Origin of the sequence: Pseudomonas sp. yb_5, from assembly GCF_043103865.1 — a bacterium.
In the GTDB taxonomy this organism is placed as follows: domain Bacteria; phylum Pseudomonadota; class Gammaproteobacteria; order Pseudomonadales; family Pseudomonadaceae; genus Aquipseudomonas; species Aquipseudomonas putida_Y.
Window position 1 is genome coordinate 54,593 of record NZ_JBICKE010000090.1, and the last position, 19,837, is coordinate 74,429.

Here is a 19,837-nt window from a genome sequence, read left to right on the forward strand (position 1 = left end):
TAGAAAGCCTGCGCAGTCTATGAACTGCGCCCGTGACGATGTTCATGGTCGCTGCTCACCCGACAACATCGCCTGCCCCCCATTGGCTGGCTGTTGCAACAAGCCTCGGGGCAAGCGGAAGCCTTTGAACGGTTGCTGGGTAATGGGGTTGAAGGCTTTTTCAGCGTTAAGCCGATAGCGCATCACGCCATCTCCGGTCCTGAAGCTCAGGTCCACGCTGGTCGCCGTCCGGCCATTGAGCGCGCCGCGGCTGAACAAGCGGAACATCGACCACGGGCCACGGTACTCCAGGCTACTGCTGTTGCCATTTTGCCTTAGCAAGGTGAGATTGCTACGAACCTGCTGCCCCAAGGTATTGGGCCAGACAATACCCGTGATATGGCTTGGCCCATGGGTGTAGGAAATCAACTGGCCATCCAGGTCCAGCAGGCTGGTACGCTGGTTCGCACTGAGCCCCAAGGGCTCGATGCTGAACTGCACACTTAGCCTGCCACGCTGATCGAAAAATGTTTCGCGGATGCGATCCGCCAGCTCGAGCTGCTCGATCACGTCGTCACGAATCAGGGATTGCCCGTGCTGAGCGGACTGCAAAGCCTCAAGATTGTCCTTCAGGAAAACCTTGAGATACCGATCATTAAACTGCTGCAGGCGCCCTTTCGGCCCGAAGAACGCCTCGAAGTCATCCAAAGAAGCATCGGGTGCCTTCACCACAAAGGGGTAGCGGCCTGCCAGGCGTTGCTGGAAAAAACTGTACACGTCAGCATCCCAACGTCGCTCCAGTTCGCGCAGTGCTTCAACGTTCAGCACCTGAGCAGTCTGGTCGGCGAGCTTTCTGACCTGGTGGCTGATGGGCTCCGGTAAACCTGTGGCAACACGTTGCAGGGTGCCGATCGGGTCCTGCCCTGTCATCGCAAAGCGCTGATGCACGGCTTGCAATGCAGCCTTGCCGCGGTCCGGGCTGTCTTGTACGGCCTTGGCGTAGTCCAGCACGGCCGCAACAGCGCCAAGGGTTTCATCGTAGTAGCTCGGCTTTTCTCCTGTCGCCTGCAGCATGGCGCCCAAGCCTGCAAACGCCCGCTGGATGGCCAACGCTTGCTGTTGCTCGGGTTTCCCGGTTGCTGCCCACAACGCACTCAGCTCACCCGGTGCTTCAACACCTGCTGGCGGCGCGAGCGAGGTGTTATCCCTGACCGTATCCAGCAGCCGCTGCAAAGGTGCTGCGGGGCCGGTCAACTGTTCCAGGATCGTGACACCATGGTCCAGATCACGGAAGTCAGCCACCGTAAAAGCGTTCAGGGCGCGCCGCCAGCTGTCAATGTAATCGGCGCTGTATAGGTTATACAGCCGCTCGGTCAGCGCATCGCGGTCAACGTCCGAATAGTCAAGTTGACTGCGCTCCCCCAATGCCCATTGATCAACCATCGCCATTTCAGCGAACCGCTGGCTGCGCGGCGCGAAGTATTCCCTGAAGCCTTTGGCGGTGAGCATGGCGGCCAGCCGTACATCCTCATTTCCTTGCCTGGCCCCGGAAGACGGCTGGTACACTACATCGAACGCAGGCCCTACCTGGTGGCGCAGGTCCAGCCCGGCGTGCAACTGCTGGTACGATTGTTGTTTGAGCCCAGCATAGACCCGCTGTGGCAACGGCAATTTGCGCAACGCCTGCTGCACTTCGCTGACCCGCTGGCGATACTGCGGCAAATCGGTATCGGCATAGGCCAAGGCGTATTTCAGGTGCTGCATGAGGTCACGCTGCAACTGCCCCTGGCCAGGAAAGGCGCGTTGCCACTGCCGGGCCATCCAGTCCTCGACCCATTCGGGGCGGCGGCTGTGGCGGTCCTCGATCATCCGGTAAACCCTGAGCGCGGCCATTTGTTGCTCGCTGCCAGGGGGTGCTGCGTTCATGGCATCGATCACACCACTGGCCAAGGCCGGCAAGAAACGTTTCGACAACAAGCTGAGGTACGCCTCATCAACCAAGGGACCAATGTTGCGCCCTTGATACAAGCCAAAATCGGCAACCACCGGCCAGGCCGCACGATAGTCGCCAAACACCGCCACCGCATCGCGAATCTGGTCCAGTGGCGCCAGCAGGTTGCGCCCGGTCGGATCAAGACGCATATCGACTTCGTGACCGCTGTACTCCTGGCTTTTGGCGAGCACACTGGCAGCCTTGGCGCCATTGATATCGGCGTAACGCTGCCAACTGGCAATGGCGATACTGAACGCCAGGATGCCTACACCAGAGCCCACCCACAGCAAGTGGCGCTTGCTGCGCGCAACCCGAACATTGTCGCCCGCCAGCCCGGCTTCCTGATAAATAACCCGCCTGAATGCTTGCTGGATGAAATAGACCAACGCCTTCCCTTGTGCCTTACCTTCACGCAGGGGCAGCTTCGTCGTGTAGGGCTGTGCCGCTTCACGGACAAAGGCATTGCGCATGTCGCCTTGCTGTACCACTGACGACCAGTACACACCACGTACCAAGGGTGGCGTGGTGAACCGGTCACTCGCCAAGGTTTCGCGCAAGAATGCTTGCAGTATGGGGCGCAACCCGATCAGTTGTGCATGCAGTGAGAACAGGCGCCCGCACGGTGCTGTCTTGCCCAGTACATCCAGCCGGTCGATAACCTGCTCATGCAATTGGGTGAGAAGCCGCCCGTAGTGCTCGTCATACTCATCCAGCCAGGCGTCGAACGCGTCTACCGCATCCAGCTTGAAGGTAAACCCCAACAGGCTTTCACGCTTGGCGGCCGGAAGCTGGCTGTAGAACTGGTCGAAGCCGTCCAGCAGATCGAATTTGGTCAGTACCACGTACAGCGGCAGGCGCGCCCCCAATTGACTGCTCACTTCGTACAGGCGTGTGCGCAACCCATGGGCCAGCGCGACGCGCTGCTCGGGCTTGCCATGCAGCAGCGCCGGCAAGTCGACCACCAGCAACACACCATTGAGTGCCCGCTGGCTTCGCTTACGCTGCAGCCAGCTCAACAGGTGCTCCCACAACCTGGCCTGGATGCCAGGCGGCGCGCAGGCTTCGGAGGGGGCGTTGGCCGCCGAGCCCGCCGGTGTTTCTTGACTGATGAAAACACCAGGCGGGTCGATGATCACGGCATCGTCGCTCACCCACCAGCCTACCGGGTAGGCCAGCGCTTCAGACTGTCGGCCCCGTGCCTGGGCCTGGTCGATACGCGTCAGGGTAAAGCGCTGATCGGTGCGGTCGATGAAGCTGCTTTTACCGGACTGTTCGACGCCCAACACCAGGTACCAGGGCAGCCGGTACAACGCACGTCGCCCACCGGCATTGTAGAGGTACCGCTCAAGCCCCTGGCTCAACGCCCGCTCTTGCGCCTGAACAAACGGTAGCGCGACATCCTGCTCGGCGGCCAATGCCTGCTGGCGCTCCGCTTGCAGGCGGCGAAAGCGCGTGCGCAGCACTCCAAGCCAGCACAGAAGCGGCACCAGCACGAGCACCAGACTGGCCACGCTGCGATGAGCCACACTTGCCAGCGGCTGCTGCTCACGCCACGTCCACTGCGGGCCAAGCCACCAGATTGCGACCAGCATCAGCAACGCGCCAAGCCCGAGCAGCAGCGGCAGCGCCAGGCCAATGCGCGTTACCCACGGCCAGCCCCAACGTTTGAGTTGCGTCCATATTTGATTCATCGAGGCTCCTGATCCTTGTCTTGAACTGCCAGTACTGGGGATGCCGCGTACTGCTGAAGCCGCTGAAATACCTCGGGCTCCCACGCACTGGCGGTGGTTTGCTGCATGGTTCGGGCAACGCTGGCGCACAGGTCCTGGGCCAACCAGGACACACCCCGGGCGGCCAGCAGATCGGCTGCGATCACCGTGGTGTGGCAGCGCTCACGGGGAGCACGAAAGCCGGCTTGCAGCCCTTGCAGCCGAAGGAGCAGCGGTTCTACGCCACCGGTTTCCAGCTGGCTGACCAACTCCTCGCGCAGGCCGCTGAACTCCTGGGGGGTTGCACCTTGGCCAGACGGCCCTTGCGTGCCCTTGAGCCAGGCCAGGCACTGGTCGTCGACAAATACCAGCCCGTCGCTGAAGCACAACTGCTGCAGCGACGGCATACGCTGTACAAAACGGGCGGTGGCACAACGGATGGCTTCGGCCACCTCGCACATCGCCAGCTGCGTGGCGACGGTCGCAGCCAGAAAGCTGCCACGAATCCAGAAGGGGCAAGCCGTCAGGCTCTTTTCAATGCGCTGCAGCAAGGCAGGGTCAACCACCCTACTGGCTATGGCCTCTTCATAGACCCGCGTGATATCCAGCGGAACCGCCATCAATTCCGTAAGGTTGCCCTGCCTGACTTGCGGAGCAACCTGAATGTGCGCCCACAAACCGAAACGCCGTAACTGGTAGCCGGTAGTGTCGTAAGGGTCCTGCTGGTTGATGAGCTCGGCCATGGACAGGACGGCCCGGCGTGTCTCACGCTCATTGCCCATCGACATGCGTGACACGGGTGTGGCGATGACATCGGCCAACGGTGCAGGCTTCTCGGTTGCAGCCGTTGCTTTGGGCACAGCAGCCTCGCTGACGCCGTTGGCAAGTTCCGAGTATTTGCCTAGCAGGCGCTCAAGTTCGCCGAGTGCTGCCGTGTCCAGCTGCACCGTTTCCTGTTGTTGCAGGCGTTTCAAGGCAGCCTGCGCTGCCGCTGCGTGGGTCGGGGTGTAGGTAAAACGATCAAGACGAGGGAGCGCCTCGGCCAAGCGATCGATCACCAGGGCAACCAGCTTGCGCTTACCCAGGAAGCCTTTCGGTCCCGGCTTGGGATGAGCGGCCTCCCAATAGCACTCGAGCATGCCGGCCAGCAACGCCAAGGTGCATCCCCACTGCTCCCAGCAGCCGCTACGCAACCATGCGGCACTCAGGTGCGCAACGATTCGCAAGTGCTTGCATTGCCGGCTCAGGTACTGACGGGACGCGTCTTCGATGTAGACCCAGTCGATAGAGGCTTCCTGCAACCCACCCAGCTTGACCATCTCCTGATCAATGGCCTGGTAGGTTTCGTCCTCGACATCGAACAGGCCAGCCGGAACTGCCGGATCAATCGGCGTGAGCAACCGAGTGACCTCTTCCCCGGATACCTGCGCTACCACCGACATGTGCTTCTCGCCCGGCTGATCAAGGAGTCCAGGCCTAGCGCATCGAAAGTCAGCCCGTCGATCTCACGGTGATCACTTGAAACCTGGATACGCTGAGCACCGATGAGCTTCCTGATCTGCTCGATGGCGGGCAGACCCCGCCCGGCATCGAGCACTTGGCCGTTCTCCATCACCTGCCAAGGCGTCTCATGGGTAGACCAGCCCTCCCCGCTCAGGCGTACCTTGACCCAACTTGCTTCGATCGGACGCCTGGCAATCAGCTGTAGCCGGGAGATGGCCTGGATGCAACTGATTGCCATGTAGGCACGTTCATCACCCGATGCGATCGCGGGCGCCGAAATCACAAGCGCTGGTGCGCCTGCTCCGTCCCGGGTCTGGCTCCCGATGCGAAACGTCAGGTCATCCGGTGCCCGTTCAGCTTCATTTGCCATCACGCGCAACACAGTGGGGGCCTGCTGCTCCGGTGCAGACCACTGCCGTTCTGGCGTGTACGCCGGGGTGCCGGCAGCCTGATCGAAACAGGCCAGTCGCTCGACGTTGGACACAATCCGGGGACAGTCCCGCGTGGAGCCTGCCAGCACCGGCTGCAGACAAAACAGCAACGAGAGACCGGCGCCATATGCACAGCGGTTAATCATCCTGAATTTACTCTCTGAATAGTACAAATGGCCTATATGAAACAAAGAACTTTCCTACAACTAAATAGCAGTACCCATGCCCCCCGCACGACCGACCAAAACAAATTCAGCAGAAGCCTATTACACAGTACCGAACGCACACAAACAAATATTTCCTTACAACTTCACGCTCGACCAAAGAGCACTTCCCCCTGCATGGTTTTTATAGAAAACGGACAGAACACCTAATCAATCAAACACATGTAAGAATCTTCCTACAAGGCCAGGACAATACTAAACACAACTTATGTCTGAACATCCTACAACCCAACAGGGAGTTGCGTACTGATGCCTAAAAAGACGGGATCCGTCGCGCCGAAAGAGCGCGTCAATATCAAGTATGTGCCCGCTACCAGCGATGAGCAGGCTGAGGTGGAGCTGCCGCACAAGATGCTGGTGCTGGGCGATTTCGGCCTGGATGACGGCCGTGCGCTTGAGGACCGCCAGGTCATGCGCATCGATAAACACACATTCAACAGCGTGTTGAACGACGCCAACGTAAGCCTGAACGTGACGGTACCGTCCAGGCTCAGCACCGCCCCGGATACCGAGCTGGCCGTCCAGCTGCAGTTCAGGTCCATCAACGATTTCGGACCAGACCGGATAGCGCGCCAGGTGCCCGAGCTGAACAGGCTGCTGGAGCTGCGCGAAGCGCTGGTCGCCCTGAAGGGCCCGCTGGGCAACGTCCCGGCCTTCCGCAAGCAATTACAGCACCTGCTTAACAACGAGCAGGCGCGTAAGCAGCTCGCCCAAGAACTGGACCTGGTGCTCGAGGCGCCAGAAAAAGATTGAGACAACGGAGCGTCCCCATGCCCAAGCCAAGCAGCACCGCCATCACCCCAGACGCAACGGCCGACACGTTGAGCAATGCCACCTTGCTCGACCAGATCATGGCAGAAACCAAACTGGTACCTGCCCAGGAGGGCTACCAGGTTGCCAGGCAGGGCGTATCTGCCTTCATCGCCGAAATCCTCAAGAGCAATGACCCGGACCAAATGATCAACAAGCATCGGGCCGACCAGATGATTGCCGAAATCGACCGGGTTCTCGGCAAACAAATGGATGCCATTCTGCATCAGCCTGAGTTCCAGCAGCTTGAATCATCCTGGCGCAGCCTGAAACTTCTGGTCGACCGAACGGACTTCAGGGAGAACATCAAGCTTGAAGTCTTGCATGTCACTAAAGAGGACCTGCTCGACGACTTCGAGAATGCTGCGGACATTACCTGCAGTGGTATCTACAAACATGTTTACACCGCAGGTTATGGCCAATTCGGGGGAGAGCCGATTGCGGCCATGGTAGGCAACTACAACTTCGCCCCCTCTTCCCCTGACATCAAGTTGCTAAGTTACATGGCCTCCGTTGGCGCCATGTCCCATGCCCCTTTTCTTGCCGCACCTGCCCCCGAGTTCTTCAATTTGAACAGCTTCGAGGAGCTGCCGAACCTCAAGGAAATAAAAGACCTCTTCGCCGGCCCACGGCATGCCAAGTGGCGCGCTTTTCGTGAAAGCGAAGACGCCCGCCACGTCGCCCTGACCGGGCCGCGCTTCATGCTTCGCTCCGCTTACCACCCGCAGGAACAACCGATCGAGAGCTTCAACTACGACGAAGACATCGCCGGGCAGCACGACAACTACCTGTGGGGCAATTCTGCTTTCCTGTTGGCCAGTTGCATCAACGACAGCTTCGCCCGTTACCGCTGGTGCCCGAACATCATCGGCCCCCAATCGGGCGGTGCCGTCGAAGACTTGCCGGTCCACCTGTACGAATCACTGGGCCAGTTGCAGGCCAAGATTCCTACCGAGGTGCTGATATCCGACCGCAAGGAATTCGAACTGGCCGAAGAGGGCTTCATCGCCCTGACCATGCGCAAAGACAGCGACAACGCCGCGTTCTTCTCCGCCAACTCGGTACAAAAGCCCAAGCACTTCCCGAAAACCCCTGAGGGGCTTCAGGCACAGAGCAACTACAAACTGGGTACCCAGTTGCCCTACCTGTTCATCGTCAACCGGCTCGCCCACTACATCAAGGTGCTGCAGCGCGAGCAGATCGGCAGTTGGAAAGAGCGCCGTGACCTTGAGTCCGAGCTGAACAAGTGGATCAAGCAGTACGTCGCCGACCAGGAGAACCCGTCTGCCGACGTTCGCAGCCGCCGGCCGCTGCGTGCCGCGCGTATTGAGGTATCGGATGTTGCGGGTGACCCGGGCTGGTACCAGGTTTCGCTCGCCGTACGTCCGCACTTCAAGTACATGGGCGCGAACTTCGAGATTTCCCTGGTCGGGCGGCTCGATACGCAATGAGTGGTCTTTTTGATCGCCTGATGGTGGACCAGTGCACCCGCCGGGAGGCCTCCCGACGCGAGAGCGCTTCCCACAAGTTCGCCGCCATCAAGCGCCACCTCGAAACGCTGCTGAATGCCCGCCAGGGGTGCTCCCAGGGCAGCCCTGAATTGGGCCTGCGCGACTTCAACGGGCATGACGTGAGCAACGGCGACTTGCTTGTGCAGGTGAGCGCGGATATCCGCCGCACCCTCCAGCGCTTCGAGCCGCGCATACAGGTACGCACGCTCAACGCAGTGCCCGATACCCATGCCCCGCTGGAGCTGCATTTCAGGCTGGATTGCCTGGTACAGGTCAACAACCACGCAGAGCAGCTGCAACTCGAGCTGCTGGTCGATGGCCACAACCGCTACACGCGAGTGAGGTGACCGATGTCACTGAGAGACAGTTTCAGCGAAGAACTGCGTTACCTGCACGAACTGGGGAACGACTTTGCCAAGGACAACCCACAACTCGCGCGATTGCTTGGCAAAGGCGCCAGCGACCCCGATGTCGAGCGCCTGATGGAAGCCTTTGCGTTCCTGACCGCCAAACTACGGCTGAAGCTGGAAGACGACTTGCCAGAGCTGACCCAGCCCATGCTGCAGTTGCTCTGGCCGAACTACCTGCGGCCGCTGCCCAGTGCGACGATCATCAAGTTCAGCCCGGTGAGGCAATCCCTCAGCCAGTCACAGCGCATTCCCAAGGGGTCGCGGTTGTTCTCGAAACCGGTAGACGGCGTGGCCTGCGAGTTCCGCACCTGCACAGCGGTCAACATTCATCCGTTCGAGATCGACACAGTGGCCGCCACCCAGACATCCGACCGTTCTGTGGTCTGCATCGGCCTTCAAACACTGGTCGAGCGTCCGTTGAACAGCCTAAGCTGTACCAGCCTCGACTTTTACCTCAGCGGCGATACCGGTACCGCCCGCACGCTTTACCTGTGGATTTCTCAATACCTCAAGCATGTCAGCGTGACCATCAATGGCGAGGTTCGTCGGCTGCCGGCAAACAGCATCGCATTCCCAGGATTCAGCCCCAACGACGCCTTGCTGCCTTACCCACAGAACGTCTTTGATGGCTACCGGATCCTGCAGGAATACTTCGCGTTCCCCCAACGCTTCCACTTTTTCAGCGTTACCGGGCTGGAAAAGATCTGGCCAGCTCATGACAGCCAGCAGGTAAGCCTCGAATTTCACTTCACGCGCCAGCTACCCGACTCGTTGCGTGTCGGCAAAGCAGATTTCAACCTGTTCTGCGCACCTGCGGTCAACCTGTTCCAGCACAGCGCCGAGCCCATCGACCTGTCCGGCAAGGACGCCATGGTTCCACTGAAGCCCAAGGGCACAGCGCCGCACGGCTACGAAATCTTCAGTGTCGACCAGGTGATCAGCACCCGAACGACGACTGACGGTAACACCGGTGAGCACCTTCGGACCTTCCGTCCCTTCGAGTCCTTCGCCCATGAAATCGAGCACGTTCAGGGGCGCACGGCGCTGTATTACCGCTGCCAGCTGGAAGAGTGCCTGCACGGCAATGGCGTCATGCATCGAATCGCCTTCGTCCGCGCCGACGCCAATAGCTACATAGGCGAGCTGGAAACCGCGTCCATCGACCTCACCTGCACAAATCGGGACCTACCGCTGGCGCTAGGCGTGGATGACATCAACGTCCTGAGCGAACTTACGCCGCCGCTGGCCACCTACACCAATCTCTGTACCCCCACCCGCCCCTGTCGCCCGGTGCTGGACGGCCAGTTGCAGTGGGCGTTGATCTCCAACATGTCGCTCAACTACCTGTCCATGCTCTCGGTAGAGCCGCTGAAAGCGGTGATCCGCGCCTATGACTTCATGGCCCTGCACGACATCCAGCAGGCCCGCACCACCCGTAAACGCCTGGAGGGTATGCGCGACATTCATACGCAGCCCATGGATTGGCTGATCAAGGGGCAACCCATTCGCGGCCTGCACACCCTGCTGAAACTGGACCAGACCGCCTTCCTCTGCGAAGGCGACTTGTACCTGTTCAGCTGTGTGCTCGCGCACTTCTTCGCCCTGTACGCCAGCATCAATTCCTTCCACCAGCTGGAAGTGATCAACACCACCAATAACGAGCACTACACATGGCCAATACAGACCGGCAAGCAACCGCTGATCTAGCCGACAAGCTGCTCTGCAAAGCGCACCAGTACAACTTTTTCCAGTTGCTGGAGCGGTTGCACGGGCTGCATGACGATAACCTGGAACCGCGTTGGCCGGACGAGGCCACCCGGTTGCGCGTGCGCCTGGCCTGCGACCCACGGCTGACCTTCCCTGTATCGGACGTGTACAAAGCCCAGAGAATGCCCGCTGAGGACGAGCGCTACCGCATCGTTGCCACGTTCCTGGGGTTGCACGGCTCCGATTCGCCATTGCCCACCTATTACCTGGAACAGGTGGCGTACGAACATGCGCATGGCATCGGTGTACGGCCAGCCTTCTTCGACTTCTTCAACCACTACCTGCTCAGCCTGTTGCACCGTATCTGGCGCAAGTACCGCTATTACATCCGCTTCCAGCCAGGTGCCAGTGACGGGTTCTCGCAGTACATGTTTGCCCTGCTGGGGCTTAACGACAAGCAGTTGCGAGGGGACACGGCGCTGCCCTGGAGCCGCCTGCTCAGTTTTGCCGGCGTGATCGCCAGCCGCAGCCGAGCACCGGGGACCGTCGCCGGCATCATCGCCCACTGCTTCGACCTCAAGCAGGTGCACATCCGCGAGTTCGAGACGCGATCAGTCGTCACGCCGTCCAGGCAGCTTGCAAGCCTGGGGCGAACCAACGGCCAGCTGGGCAGCACGTTCAAGATTGGCAGCCGCACGCGCACCCGCAGCAGCAAGTTCACCATCGTGATCAGCGAACTCGACCAGACGCAGCTGCGGGACTTGCTGCCCAGCGGCATCAACTTCGACCGTTTGCGTGCATTGATCGACTTTTTGCTGCGTGACGGGCTGGCCTATGACCTGGAGCTGCGCCTTGAGCAGAGCGCGTTGCCCCCCTTCTGCTTGCACCGCAGCCAGGGCGCATACCTGGGCTGGACCAGCTTCGTCGACGACCGGTATGGCCAGATCAGCCCGGTTGTACGCATCCGGGGGCGCTCATGAGCACAGTCACCTTGAGCATCACCAACCTCGACCAACTGCAGCACGGCGTTACTGCTCGGCATCTGTTCGATTGCAAGGGCGGCACCATCGGTAGTGGGCGAGCAAACTGGCAGATCAATGACCGTGATCAGACCGTTGCGCCCATCCACTGCGAAATCCGCTGGATCGAAGGCAGCTTCTGTGTGATCGACCATTGCCACCGCACCTACGTCAGTGGCAGTGCCAACAGCCTGGGGCCGCTTCCACCCAGGCGCCTGGTTGAGGGTGACCAGCTTCTCATTGGTGCCTATCGCCTACAGGTTCAGTACTCCCAGGATCAGGCCTGCACACGCTCGCTGGAGGACCTGTTCAACTCTGACCCGAGGGTGCTCGACCGCCTGATAGCCGAAGCGCCTGCACCCGCTTGGCCGGCACAGCCTTCTGCCCCCCAACCAGCCGTCGAGATCTGCTCGGTCTTCAAAGCAGCCATGGGGAGCGACCCTCTGGCAGCGCTGGACGCAGCAGACGGTGAAGGGGCACTCCGAGAAAGCCCGCTGCAGCGCCTGATTGCCGGAGCATACCCATGAAGCCTCATCCACTTCTGCTCGCCCCCCTGCTGCTTGCGCTGGTCGGGCCCGCCGGCTGCACATCTTTGAGCAGAATGAGCCAGGTAGCCATGGACCACTCGTTGCCCATCGGGCCGCCCAAGGATCACCCGACCGAGGTCGCATTCAGCATCAATGCCAGCCCTACCCTCAACGGCAATCCGGACAGCCTTGACGTCGCAGCCGATCAGGATCGCGCCCTGGAGCCCAGTCCCTACGCTGTGACCCTGAGTGCTGGCGACCCCTATGCGTTGACCGAAAAAATCGGGGTTCTGTTCGAATACCTGCAAGCGCAATTCCCGGCCATGTCCCCCGTCGAGCTGGACGAAGGAGACGAAAGCGACCCGGCTCGCTCGCCCCTGGAAGAAAGCGGCCCAGGCAGCTACGACGACCCTCAGGTGGCGTTGACCTTGCCGCCCACCACAAGCGTTGCCTCAGCGCTGGTCGCCACGCCCATTGCCATCACGATCCTGCAATTGCGCGACGACTCACTGCTGCGCAACACCGTGTACCAGCTGCTGGAGCAGGACCCGGCCAAGGCGCTGCGCAGTACCTATATCCGTAGTGACGACTACCTGCTGCGCCCTGGCCAGTTCAAGTACATCCCGTTCGAACCCATCCACGCCGAAACCCGCTTCGTCGCGGTGATTGCCGACTACCGAGGCCATGAAAACGCCAGCTGGCGGCAAGTACTGCGCATTCCGCCGCGTGGCCGCCAGATCATGCTGTCGGTGTTGGTCAACGACACGCACATCGTGCTCAAGGAAGAAGACTGATGGCGCCTCAACACCCTTTGCCCTTCCTGCTTACTCACGCTGACACGGAGCGCCCATGAGTTCACGCAATCCCGTTCTCTGGCCTGAAGGCCTGTTCGTCAAACCACAGCATTTCCAACAGGCGACCAGAGCCAGCGAAGCAGCCCTGCACCAGCGCCTCGCCAGCCTCAATGCAGCCTTCTACGGCTTCAGCGAACTTCAGTTGAACGACGAATACCTGAGCCTAGGCAAAGTCGCCATCACCCGGGCGCGAGGTGTGATGCCGGACGGCACGGTGTTCGACATTCCCGCCGACCTGCCGCCACCGCCGCCACTGGAAATCGGCGACGACGCGTGCAAAGACAGTGAGGTGTATCTGTGCCTGCCGCTGCGCACCGATGGCGGCCGCGAAGTGAGCTGGCCCGACAATGCAGCCAATTTCCGCTATACCGCCCAGGCACAGGAAATCAAGGATACCCACACCGCTGATGGTGACCTGGTGCAGGTAGACCTCGCGGTGCCCAACCTGCAGCTCAAACGCAAGACCGAAGACAGCAGCGCCTACACCCGCCTGGCCCTGGCACGTATTCTGGAACGGCGCGCCGACGGCAGCCTGCAACTGGACGAAGCGTTCTACCCCACCAGCGTTTCGGTGCGGGCGGTGCCAGCGCTGCAGCGGTTTCTTGAAGAAATCACCCATACCTTGCGCGAGCGGGCGCGCGGCCTTGCCACGCGGATTGGTGCATCGGGCCAGTCCGGGATCGCCGACATTCGCGACTTCAACCTGCTGCAGGCCATGAACCGTTGGTGGCCATGCTTCCAGCATTTGGCCAGGCAAGCGCAAACGCACCCCGAGCAGCTGTACCTGTGCATGAGCCAGGCCTGTGGCGAATTCGTCACTTTCACCGACCAGAACAGGCTGCCGCAGGAGTACCCCGCCTATCACCACACCGCGCTGCGCACCTCTTTCAAACCACTGGAAGACACCTTGCGCCGATCTCTGAGCACCGTCTTGCGGCCGCGCGCTGTTTCACTGCGCTTGGAGAGCGAACAATTCGGCGTGATGACGACCACGCTGGAAGACCGCCGGCTGATCGACGAAGCCGACTTCATCCTCGCCGTGCGCGCCGACCTGCCACCACAGGCGTTGCGCCAGATGTTCATCCAGAAAGCCAAGATCACCTCACTTGAGTCACTGAATGACCTGGTGCCGCTGCAATTGCCAGGCATCCCTTTGTTGCCTTTACCGGTAGCGCCCCGCGACCTGCCCTTCCATGCGGGCTTCAGCTACTTCGAGCTGGACCGACGTGACCCGGCCTGGGCGTGCATGAGCAAGGCGAATGGCTTCGGCATCCACATTGCGGGCGACTTCCCAGGGCTTGAACTGCAGTTCTGGGCGATCAGGAGTGAGTGACATGGGAAAAGACAACAACACGCCCACCGACGAAAACAACGCTGCAGTCAACGCGCTTGATTCAACCCTTGAACAGCCAGTACCCGCCCCCCGGGCTGCAGCAAGCAATGCGCAAGTATCCACGGACAAACCTGAGCCTGAGCCCGTTTCCGAAGGCTACCCCGCTGACCCGGAATTTCAACTGCGGGGCGGCTTCGCCAACCTGATGCTGGATGCCGCATCACCGTTGTTCGGCTTGGTTATACGCCTGCGTACGCTGGACGAGCTGCCGAACATCCAGGACGTGCACCAGCAAGTACGCAGCCAGATCGACAACATTCAGGAAGAAATGCGCCAGCACGGTTACGAGCCGGCTCAGTTGCTGGCGTACTCCTACGGTCTGTGCCTGTTCATAGACGAGGCCGTTATGGAGCGGCCCTGGGGCAAGAGCAGCTGCTGGAGCCAGGAGCCGCTGCTTAGCATCTTCCACGACGAGACCTGGGGTGGGGAAAAAATCTTCACGGTGATTACCCGCCTGATGCAGGAGCCCAAGCGTTATCAGGACGTGCTTGAGTTCATGTACTACGCCCTGTGCCTTGGGCTGAAGGGCAAGTACGCGCTCGCGCCGAAAGGCGAAGAAACACTCAATGCACTGATTCACCAACTGCACGGGATCATCCGCGAACTGCGCGGCCCCACCCCCGAAGAAGTCTGCGACCCCTACACCAATGTGGCCCCACGCAACTTCCGCATGAGCCGGCAATGGCCCTGGTGGAGCCCCTTGGTGATTTCCGCCATCGCCATGGCGGTGGCTTACAGCATTTACAGCTATCGCCTGCACCTGATCACAACCGAGGTGCTGGAGTCGCTGAACGGCATTTTGCAGCAATAGCCAACCGTGACACAGCACCACTGAGTTCAACGAATTAGCGAGGCTTTTGCCTCGCTGACAAGCCCATCGTTTCCGATGGCCACGCCACCTGGGGTGCGCGTGCTTTACCCACATGGACGCAGGAGTAACTGCCATGCCAACACCCGCTTACATCAAGATCGAAGGCCAGAAACAAGGCAACATCACCGCGGACGCCTTCACCTCCGACTCCGTCGGCAACATTTACCAGGAAGGCCATGAAGATGAAATTCTGGTGCAGGAAGTCAAGCACCAGGTCACCGTCCCCACCGACCCGCAAAGCGGTCAACCGGCCGGGCAACGGACCCACAAGCCCTTCATTTTCACCAGCTCGCTGAACAAGGCCACGCCACTGATGTACCAAGCGCTGGCCAGTGGCGAAAAGCTGCCAACGGTTGAAGTCAACTGGTACCGCACCTCGGCAGTGGGCGAGCAGGAGCACTTCTTCACCACCAAGCTGGAAGACGCCATCATCGTCGAGATCAACACCGTGCTACCCCACGCCCAGAATGCGAAGAACGCGAACTACACGCAGCTGGTGGAAGTGGCGATGATGTATCGCAAGATCACCTGGACCCACGTAACGGCGGGTACCGAAGGCTCTGACGACTGGCGCAAACCGATCGCCTGATCTCACTGAAATGCCCCAGGCAGGCGTGCTCTGCCTGGGCTTTTCGAATATTCAGACGGCGGACAAGGATCGTGTATGCCTAGCCAATCTGACGTGCGTTACAGCTTCCAGCCGCTGGTTGGCAAAGCTGAATTCGAAGTGGTGTCGTTCGAACTCCGAGAGGGCATCAGCGCCCCCTTTGAACTGGAGCTGAAACTGATCAGCTTCGAAAACGATATCGACTTCGGCCATTTGCTCGACAAACCCGTGCTCTTCACCATCTTGGACGGAGAACGCCCGGTACGGTACGTGCACGGCCTTGTCAGCAGCTTCAGCCAGGGCGAGAGTGGCTTCTACCGCACTTACTATCACGCCTTGGTCGAACCGCAACTGGCCCGCGCCAGGCTGCGCTCGAACTGGCGCATCTTCCAGCACAAGACCGTTCCGCAAATTCTCGAGCTGATGCTCAAGCGCCAGGGCATCGACCAGTACGAACTACGCGCCGGCCTGGACCATCAGGTGCGCGAATTCTGCGTACAAGCCGGCGAAACCGACCTCGACTTCATCGCCCGCCTGGCGGCCGAAGAAGGCCTGGTCTACCGCTTCGAGCACAACGAAAAGCGCCATAAGCTGATCATCACCGACAGACTGCAGTCACTCGGTCTGATAAGTCACGGTGTCATCAAACACGAGGACGACGCCGAACGCTTCTACCGTGAGCGTGAACCGTCAGCCCCGGACACCGTGCTGTACCATTCCAACCACGGCGGCGACCAGGCTCAACCTTGCCTACGGCGCTTGCGCTACAGCGAACAAGTGCGTACTGCACGGCAGGTTCAACGCGACTACACGTTCACCCACCCAGCCTATCGTCAGGAACACAGGGCCTCGGGCCCCTATCTTGAGCACCAGTCCACGGATTATGAGTGCTTCGACTACCCCGGCCGTTACAAACGCGATGCCGTTGGCAAGCCGTTCACCGAAAACCGCATCACTGGCCTGCGCCACGACGTGCGCATTGCCGAGGTGCAAGGCAACGATGTGCGCCTTCAACCGGGCCTTAGCTTCACCCTGACCGGCCACCCACGCGAAGACCTGAATGTGCATTGGCGGGTCAGCACGGTCCGCCACGAAGGCAGCCAGTTCACCAGCCTGCAGGAAGAAGCTGCCGGGGCCGACCAGGGCACACGATACGAGCAAAAGGCGGTACTGGTGCCAGGCAGAACCGAGTGGCGCCCAGCTCCGTTGCCCAAACCACGCGTTGACGGCCCGCACATGGCCACTGTGGTCGGGCCGCCCGGTGAAGAGATCTACTGCGACGAATGGGGCCGGGTCAAGGTCAGCTTCCCCTGGGACAGAGAAAGCCAGGACAACGCGTTCAGCTCCTGCTGGGTACGCGTATCCCAAGGCTGGGCCGGTGGCAGCTGGGGCTCGATGGCCATCCCGCGCATCGGCCAGGACGTGATCATCCACTACGTCAACGGCGACCCTGATCAGCCGATGATCACCGGCCGTACTTACTGCGGTAACCAATTGCCACCCTACGACCTTCCCCGCCACAAGACCCGCATGACCATCAAAAGCCAGACCCACAAGGGCGATGGCTTCAACGAGCTGCGCTTCGAGGACGAACTGGGCCAGGAGGAAGTGTTCATTCATGCCCAGAGGGACCAGAACAATGTGGTCAAGCACGATGAGACTACGCAGGTCGGCAATGACCGCAAAGAGCAGGTCGATAACGACGAATCGATCCTGATCGGCCACGACCGTACGGAAACGGTTGGCAATGACGAGCGCATCACCATTGGGCAGGATGCCGCGCTCGACATCGGTAGAAACCACACGATCAGGATCGCCAAGGACCGTGTCGAAAACATCGGCAATCACCGTCACGATCAGATCGCCGCCAATCACCACACCCGTATCGGTGGCAACTTCGAACAACGGGTCGAAGGGCATGCCGAGCTGGAAGCTCGCGGGGATATCCGCAGACGTACCCGCCGTTATGAACTTCGAGCATCGGAAGCCGTGGTCATTCAAGGCCCTGGGGGCTCCATTCGAATCGACGAAACAGGCATCACCCTGGACAGCCCGACGATTCGCATCACCGGCCAGATGCTCAAGTCGGCAAATGGGACGGCAAGCCCCTTTTCCATCAGCAGTGCACCGAACACCGGCAAGCCTCTGGAGCGCTTGTGTGGGCGTCGCCCTGATGGTTCCTGCCCCCTGCCCGATTGCCGCTGTATCCGAGGGCAAGTCCAATGACCACCTTGTCATCACCTCCTCCGCGTAGCGAAGACTTCGCTCACAACTGCCGCTTTCTGCTGCTCATGACCAGTGCAATCGAGAACTGGGCCTATCGGCCCATCCCGCAGGAAGGTGAACTGGTTCCTGCTTATGCCCCATCGGTACTCGACCTTATAAACGCTGTCAGCCGGAATACTCAAAAGGCATGGTTATGGAAGAGCAGCGCCCTGGATGACCGTCATGAGTTTGGGCCTTTGCTGGTGGACGTTGCAGACGCTCACGAGCTGCTTGCCCATGCAATCACGACCTGGATGCCTATCGGTGGCGCCATCGCGCTGGATGCCGAGGTTGGCCTGGCAGCGCTGGCAGACCACTTCACCAGCCTGGTGCAGGTCGTGCTCCCTGACCAGAGCGTTGCCACTCACCATGTCACACCGGACCATCTTGCGGCCTGGCTGAATGCGCTGGACGACGACCATCGCAAGGCCTGGCTTGGCCCGGTGTCTCGGTTGGCATGGCGAGTCAACTGGGGGCCGGCTCATGAGTGGAAAACACACGAAAACAAGCCGATTGCTGCCCGCTCAAAATCAGAACTGCCTTTGACCCTCCAGCAGCTTGAACTTGATCGGCTGCAAGCAGGCATGCACGAGCACTTTGTCCTCTCATTGGCACATGAGGTCTTGGCCATGCCGCCCCATGCCCACCATACCTTGGCGGACATACGCCTCTGGATAGAAACACTCCTGCCGCAACTGACAGCCCTCAATTTCCGGAGCGAGGAAGTTGCGGGCCAATTCATTCGGCTGATAGCCGGGCACATGTGGCTGATGAGCAATGACAAGGCGGGAAAAATCTACACCAACCTCGAAGAGTCGCCCCAGGCCCGCCTTCGCGAGCTCCAGGCTCTGGTCGAAAGCAAGGAGTCTGCCCATGACTAACGCCTCCGTCAGTAGCGCCACCTCCGGCCCTGCCTGCAGCGCACGCGTGCCCATCCTGCCAGTGCGCTACGCCATCGTGCCCCGCACCGCCGACGCCCCCGCCTGCCGCTATGCCGATGCAGGCTTCAACCTGGAACAAGGCTTCACTCCACTGCAGCACTCGGCCTATACCCTCCGCGCTTTGCGCCCGGGCTATGTCTACGTGTTCATGAAAGGCCCTCAGGGCGAAAAGCTGGTCATTCATGAGCACGTCGGCGTGGGCCTCTACAAGGAGCTGCGCTACCAAGGGCTGGAGGACTATCACCAGCGTGGCCGCTACCTCTCCGGCCAGAGCACGGGCTGGGTGTGGGCCGACACCTGTCAGGACACGGCCAAGGAAGTGTGGATCGGTTACAGCCCGCACCTGTGGACCAACGCCATCACCACCCGTATCACCGGTTCGCCAGCCCTGCGCAAACGGCACATGCGCCAGCTGGACATGGCCGAGCTGGTGAGCGGCAACCAGGCGCCGTCCACCCAGCCCCATGTGTTGCCAGTGAGTGCCCTGCAAACCTGGGTCGAAGACTTCAAGCCAACCGAGCGGCGCATGCCGCTGACCTGGAGCAGCGACCCGGTCACCGAAACCTTGCCCATCGGCAACCTCAATGCCATCGCCCGCCACTACCCCTGGACCCAGCCGAAAGTGCCAGTGGTGGTGGCGCTCGCCGACGCCGAAGGCATGGCCCTGGACCTGAGCCTGTCGGTCTCGGCCTACCAGCATCAACTGCGTGACCTGATGCCGGCCGAGCAACTGGAACACACAAGACCCGCCCAGCCTCCCGAGCAGGAGCGCGTGCCGGCATGCTACCGGCTGGATGCCGAACAGCTCAGCCCGCAGAGCCGCGACTTTCACCATCGCAACCTGGTCGCCATGCTGCTGAACAAGACGCTGGAAAGCCTGTACCCGGCAGATGCCCCTTCACCGGAACTGGCCGCGTTCAGGCTGGGTACGTCACGCCGGGGGCCCGCCCTGTCGCCGGCCGAGGCACACTTCCAGGCCCTCACCCATGAAGATTACTCCCCCAATGGCGCACGCCTGGCACAGCGTCTCGATGTCGACAAATACCGGCGTTTCCTCGCCGAACGCGACGCGCTGGAACGACG

The 19,837-nt window shown here is 60.6% G+C and carries 16 protein-coding genes; 13 read left to right on the top strand and 3 right to left on the bottom strand.

Annotated features, from left to right (window positions below):
• Window positions 1-42 precede the first annotated feature (42 nt).
• The 3 genes from tssM to vasI are packed head-to-tail and all read right to left on the bottom strand — an operon-like array spanning window position 43 to window position 5,761.
• The gene (gene tssM / locus ACF8GF_RS15930) at window positions 43-3,663 is read right to left on the bottom strand and encodes a type VI secretion system membrane subunit TssM (RefSeq protein WP_392487532.1); all 3,621 of its coding nucleotides are present in this window, start codon (window positions 3,661-3,663) and stop codon (window positions 43-45) included.
• Complete coding sequence (gene tssA, locus ACF8GF_RS15935) at window positions 3,660-5,123, bottom strand: type VI secretion system protein TssA (protein ID WP_392461225.1); 1,464 nt, start codon at window positions 5,121-5,123, stop codon at window positions 3,660-3,662. Before tssA ends, tssM begins: the two co-directional genes overlap by 4 nt.
• The gene (vasI, locus tag ACF8GF_RS15940; protein ID WP_176684146.1) at window positions 5,111-5,761 is read right to left on the bottom strand and encodes a type VI secretion system-associated protein VasI; all 651 of its coding nucleotides are present in this window, start codon (window positions 5,759-5,761) and stop codon (window positions 5,111-5,113) included. The genes tssA and vasI overlap by 13 nt, the downstream gene beginning before the upstream one ends.
• Before the next feature lie 327 nt (window positions 5,762-6,088).
• Here vasI and tssB point away from each other — a divergent pair, with 327 nt between their 5' ends.
• The 13 genes from tssB to ACF8GF_RS16005 form a co-directional block, all read left to right on the top strand.
• Complete coding sequence (gene tssB / locus ACF8GF_RS15945; protein WP_209966696.1) at window positions 6,089-6,592, top strand: type VI secretion system contractile sheath small subunit; 504 nt, start codon at window positions 6,089-6,091, stop codon at window positions 6,590-6,592.
• Window positions 6,593-6,609: 17 nt separating this feature from the next.
• Window positions 6,610-8,100, top strand: a complete 1,491-nt coding sequence (tssC, locus tag ACF8GF_RS15950) for a type VI secretion system contractile sheath large subunit (protein WP_392487533.1) — start codon at window positions 6,610-6,612, stop codon at window positions 8,098-8,100.
• Complete coding sequence (tssE, locus tag ACF8GF_RS15955) at window positions 8,097-8,507, top strand: type VI secretion system baseplate subunit TssE (protein ID WP_392487534.1); 411 nt, start codon at window positions 8,097-8,099, stop codon at window positions 8,505-8,507. The genes tssC and tssE overlap by 4 nt, the downstream gene beginning before the upstream one ends.
• 3 nt (window positions 8,508-8,510) lie before the next feature.
• Window positions 8,511-10,277 carry a type VI secretion system baseplate subunit TssF gene (tssF, locus tag ACF8GF_RS15960; protein ID WP_176684149.1) on the top strand — a complete coding sequence of 589 codons (1,767 nt, stop codon included), beginning with the start codon at window positions 8,511-8,513 and terminating at the stop codon, window positions 10,275-10,277.
• Window positions 10,241-11,257 carry a type VI secretion system baseplate subunit TssG gene (gene tssG, locus ACF8GF_RS15965; RefSeq protein WP_392487535.1) on the top strand — a complete coding sequence of 339 codons (1,017 nt, stop codon included), beginning with the start codon at window positions 10,241-10,243 and terminating at the stop codon, window positions 11,255-11,257. Before tssF ends, tssG begins: the two co-directional genes overlap by 37 nt.
• Entirely contained in the window at window positions 11,254-11,823 is a 570-nt protein-coding gene (locus ACF8GF_RS15970) for an FHA domain-containing protein (protein WP_392487536.1), read from the top strand. Before tssG ends, ACF8GF_RS15970 begins: the two co-directional genes overlap by 4 nt.
• Entirely contained in the window at window positions 11,820-12,617 is a 798-nt protein-coding gene (gene tssJ / locus ACF8GF_RS15975) for a type VI secretion system lipoprotein TssJ (protein ID WP_176684152.1), read from the top strand. The genes ACF8GF_RS15970 and tssJ overlap by 4 nt, the downstream gene beginning before the upstream one ends.
• Window positions 12,618-12,672: 55 nt before the next feature.
• Window positions 12,673-14,010, top strand: coding sequence for a type VI secretion system baseplate subunit TssK (gene tssK / locus ACF8GF_RS15980; protein WP_392487537.1), 1,338 nt, complete (start codon window positions 12,673-12,675; stop codon window positions 14,008-14,010).
• A 1-nt stretch (window position 14,011) separates the two neighbouring features.
• Window positions 14,012-14,881 carry a type IVB secretion system protein IcmH/DotU gene (icmH, locus tag ACF8GF_RS15985; protein ID WP_392487538.1) on the top strand — a complete coding sequence of 290 codons (870 nt, stop codon included), beginning with the start codon at window positions 14,012-14,014 and terminating at the stop codon, window positions 14,879-14,881.
• 133 nt (window positions 14,882-15,014) lie between these two features.
• Window positions 15,015-15,530 carry an Hcp family type VI secretion system effector gene (locus ACF8GF_RS15990; protein WP_176684154.1) on the top strand — a complete coding sequence of 172 codons (516 nt, stop codon included), beginning with the start codon at window positions 15,015-15,017 and terminating at the stop codon, window positions 15,528-15,530.
• Window positions 15,531-15,605: 75 nt separating this feature from the next.
• A complete protein-coding gene (locus ACF8GF_RS15995; protein WP_176684155.1) occupies window positions 15,606-17,774 on the top strand; it encodes a type VI secretion system Vgr family protein in 2,169 nt (722 codons plus the stop codon).
• Window positions 17,771-18,694, top strand: coding sequence for a DUF4123 domain-containing protein (locus ACF8GF_RS16000; RefSeq protein WP_176684156.1), 924 nt, complete (start codon window positions 17,771-17,773; stop codon window positions 18,692-18,694). The genes ACF8GF_RS15995 and ACF8GF_RS16000 overlap by 4 nt, the downstream gene beginning before the upstream one ends.
• Window positions 18,687-19,837, top strand: a 1,151-nt coding sequence (locus ACF8GF_RS16005; RefSeq protein ID WP_392487539.1) for a T6SS effector BTH_I2691 family protein, incomplete at its 3' end; no start/stop codon positions are given. The genes ACF8GF_RS16000 and ACF8GF_RS16005, both read left to right, overlap by 8 nt.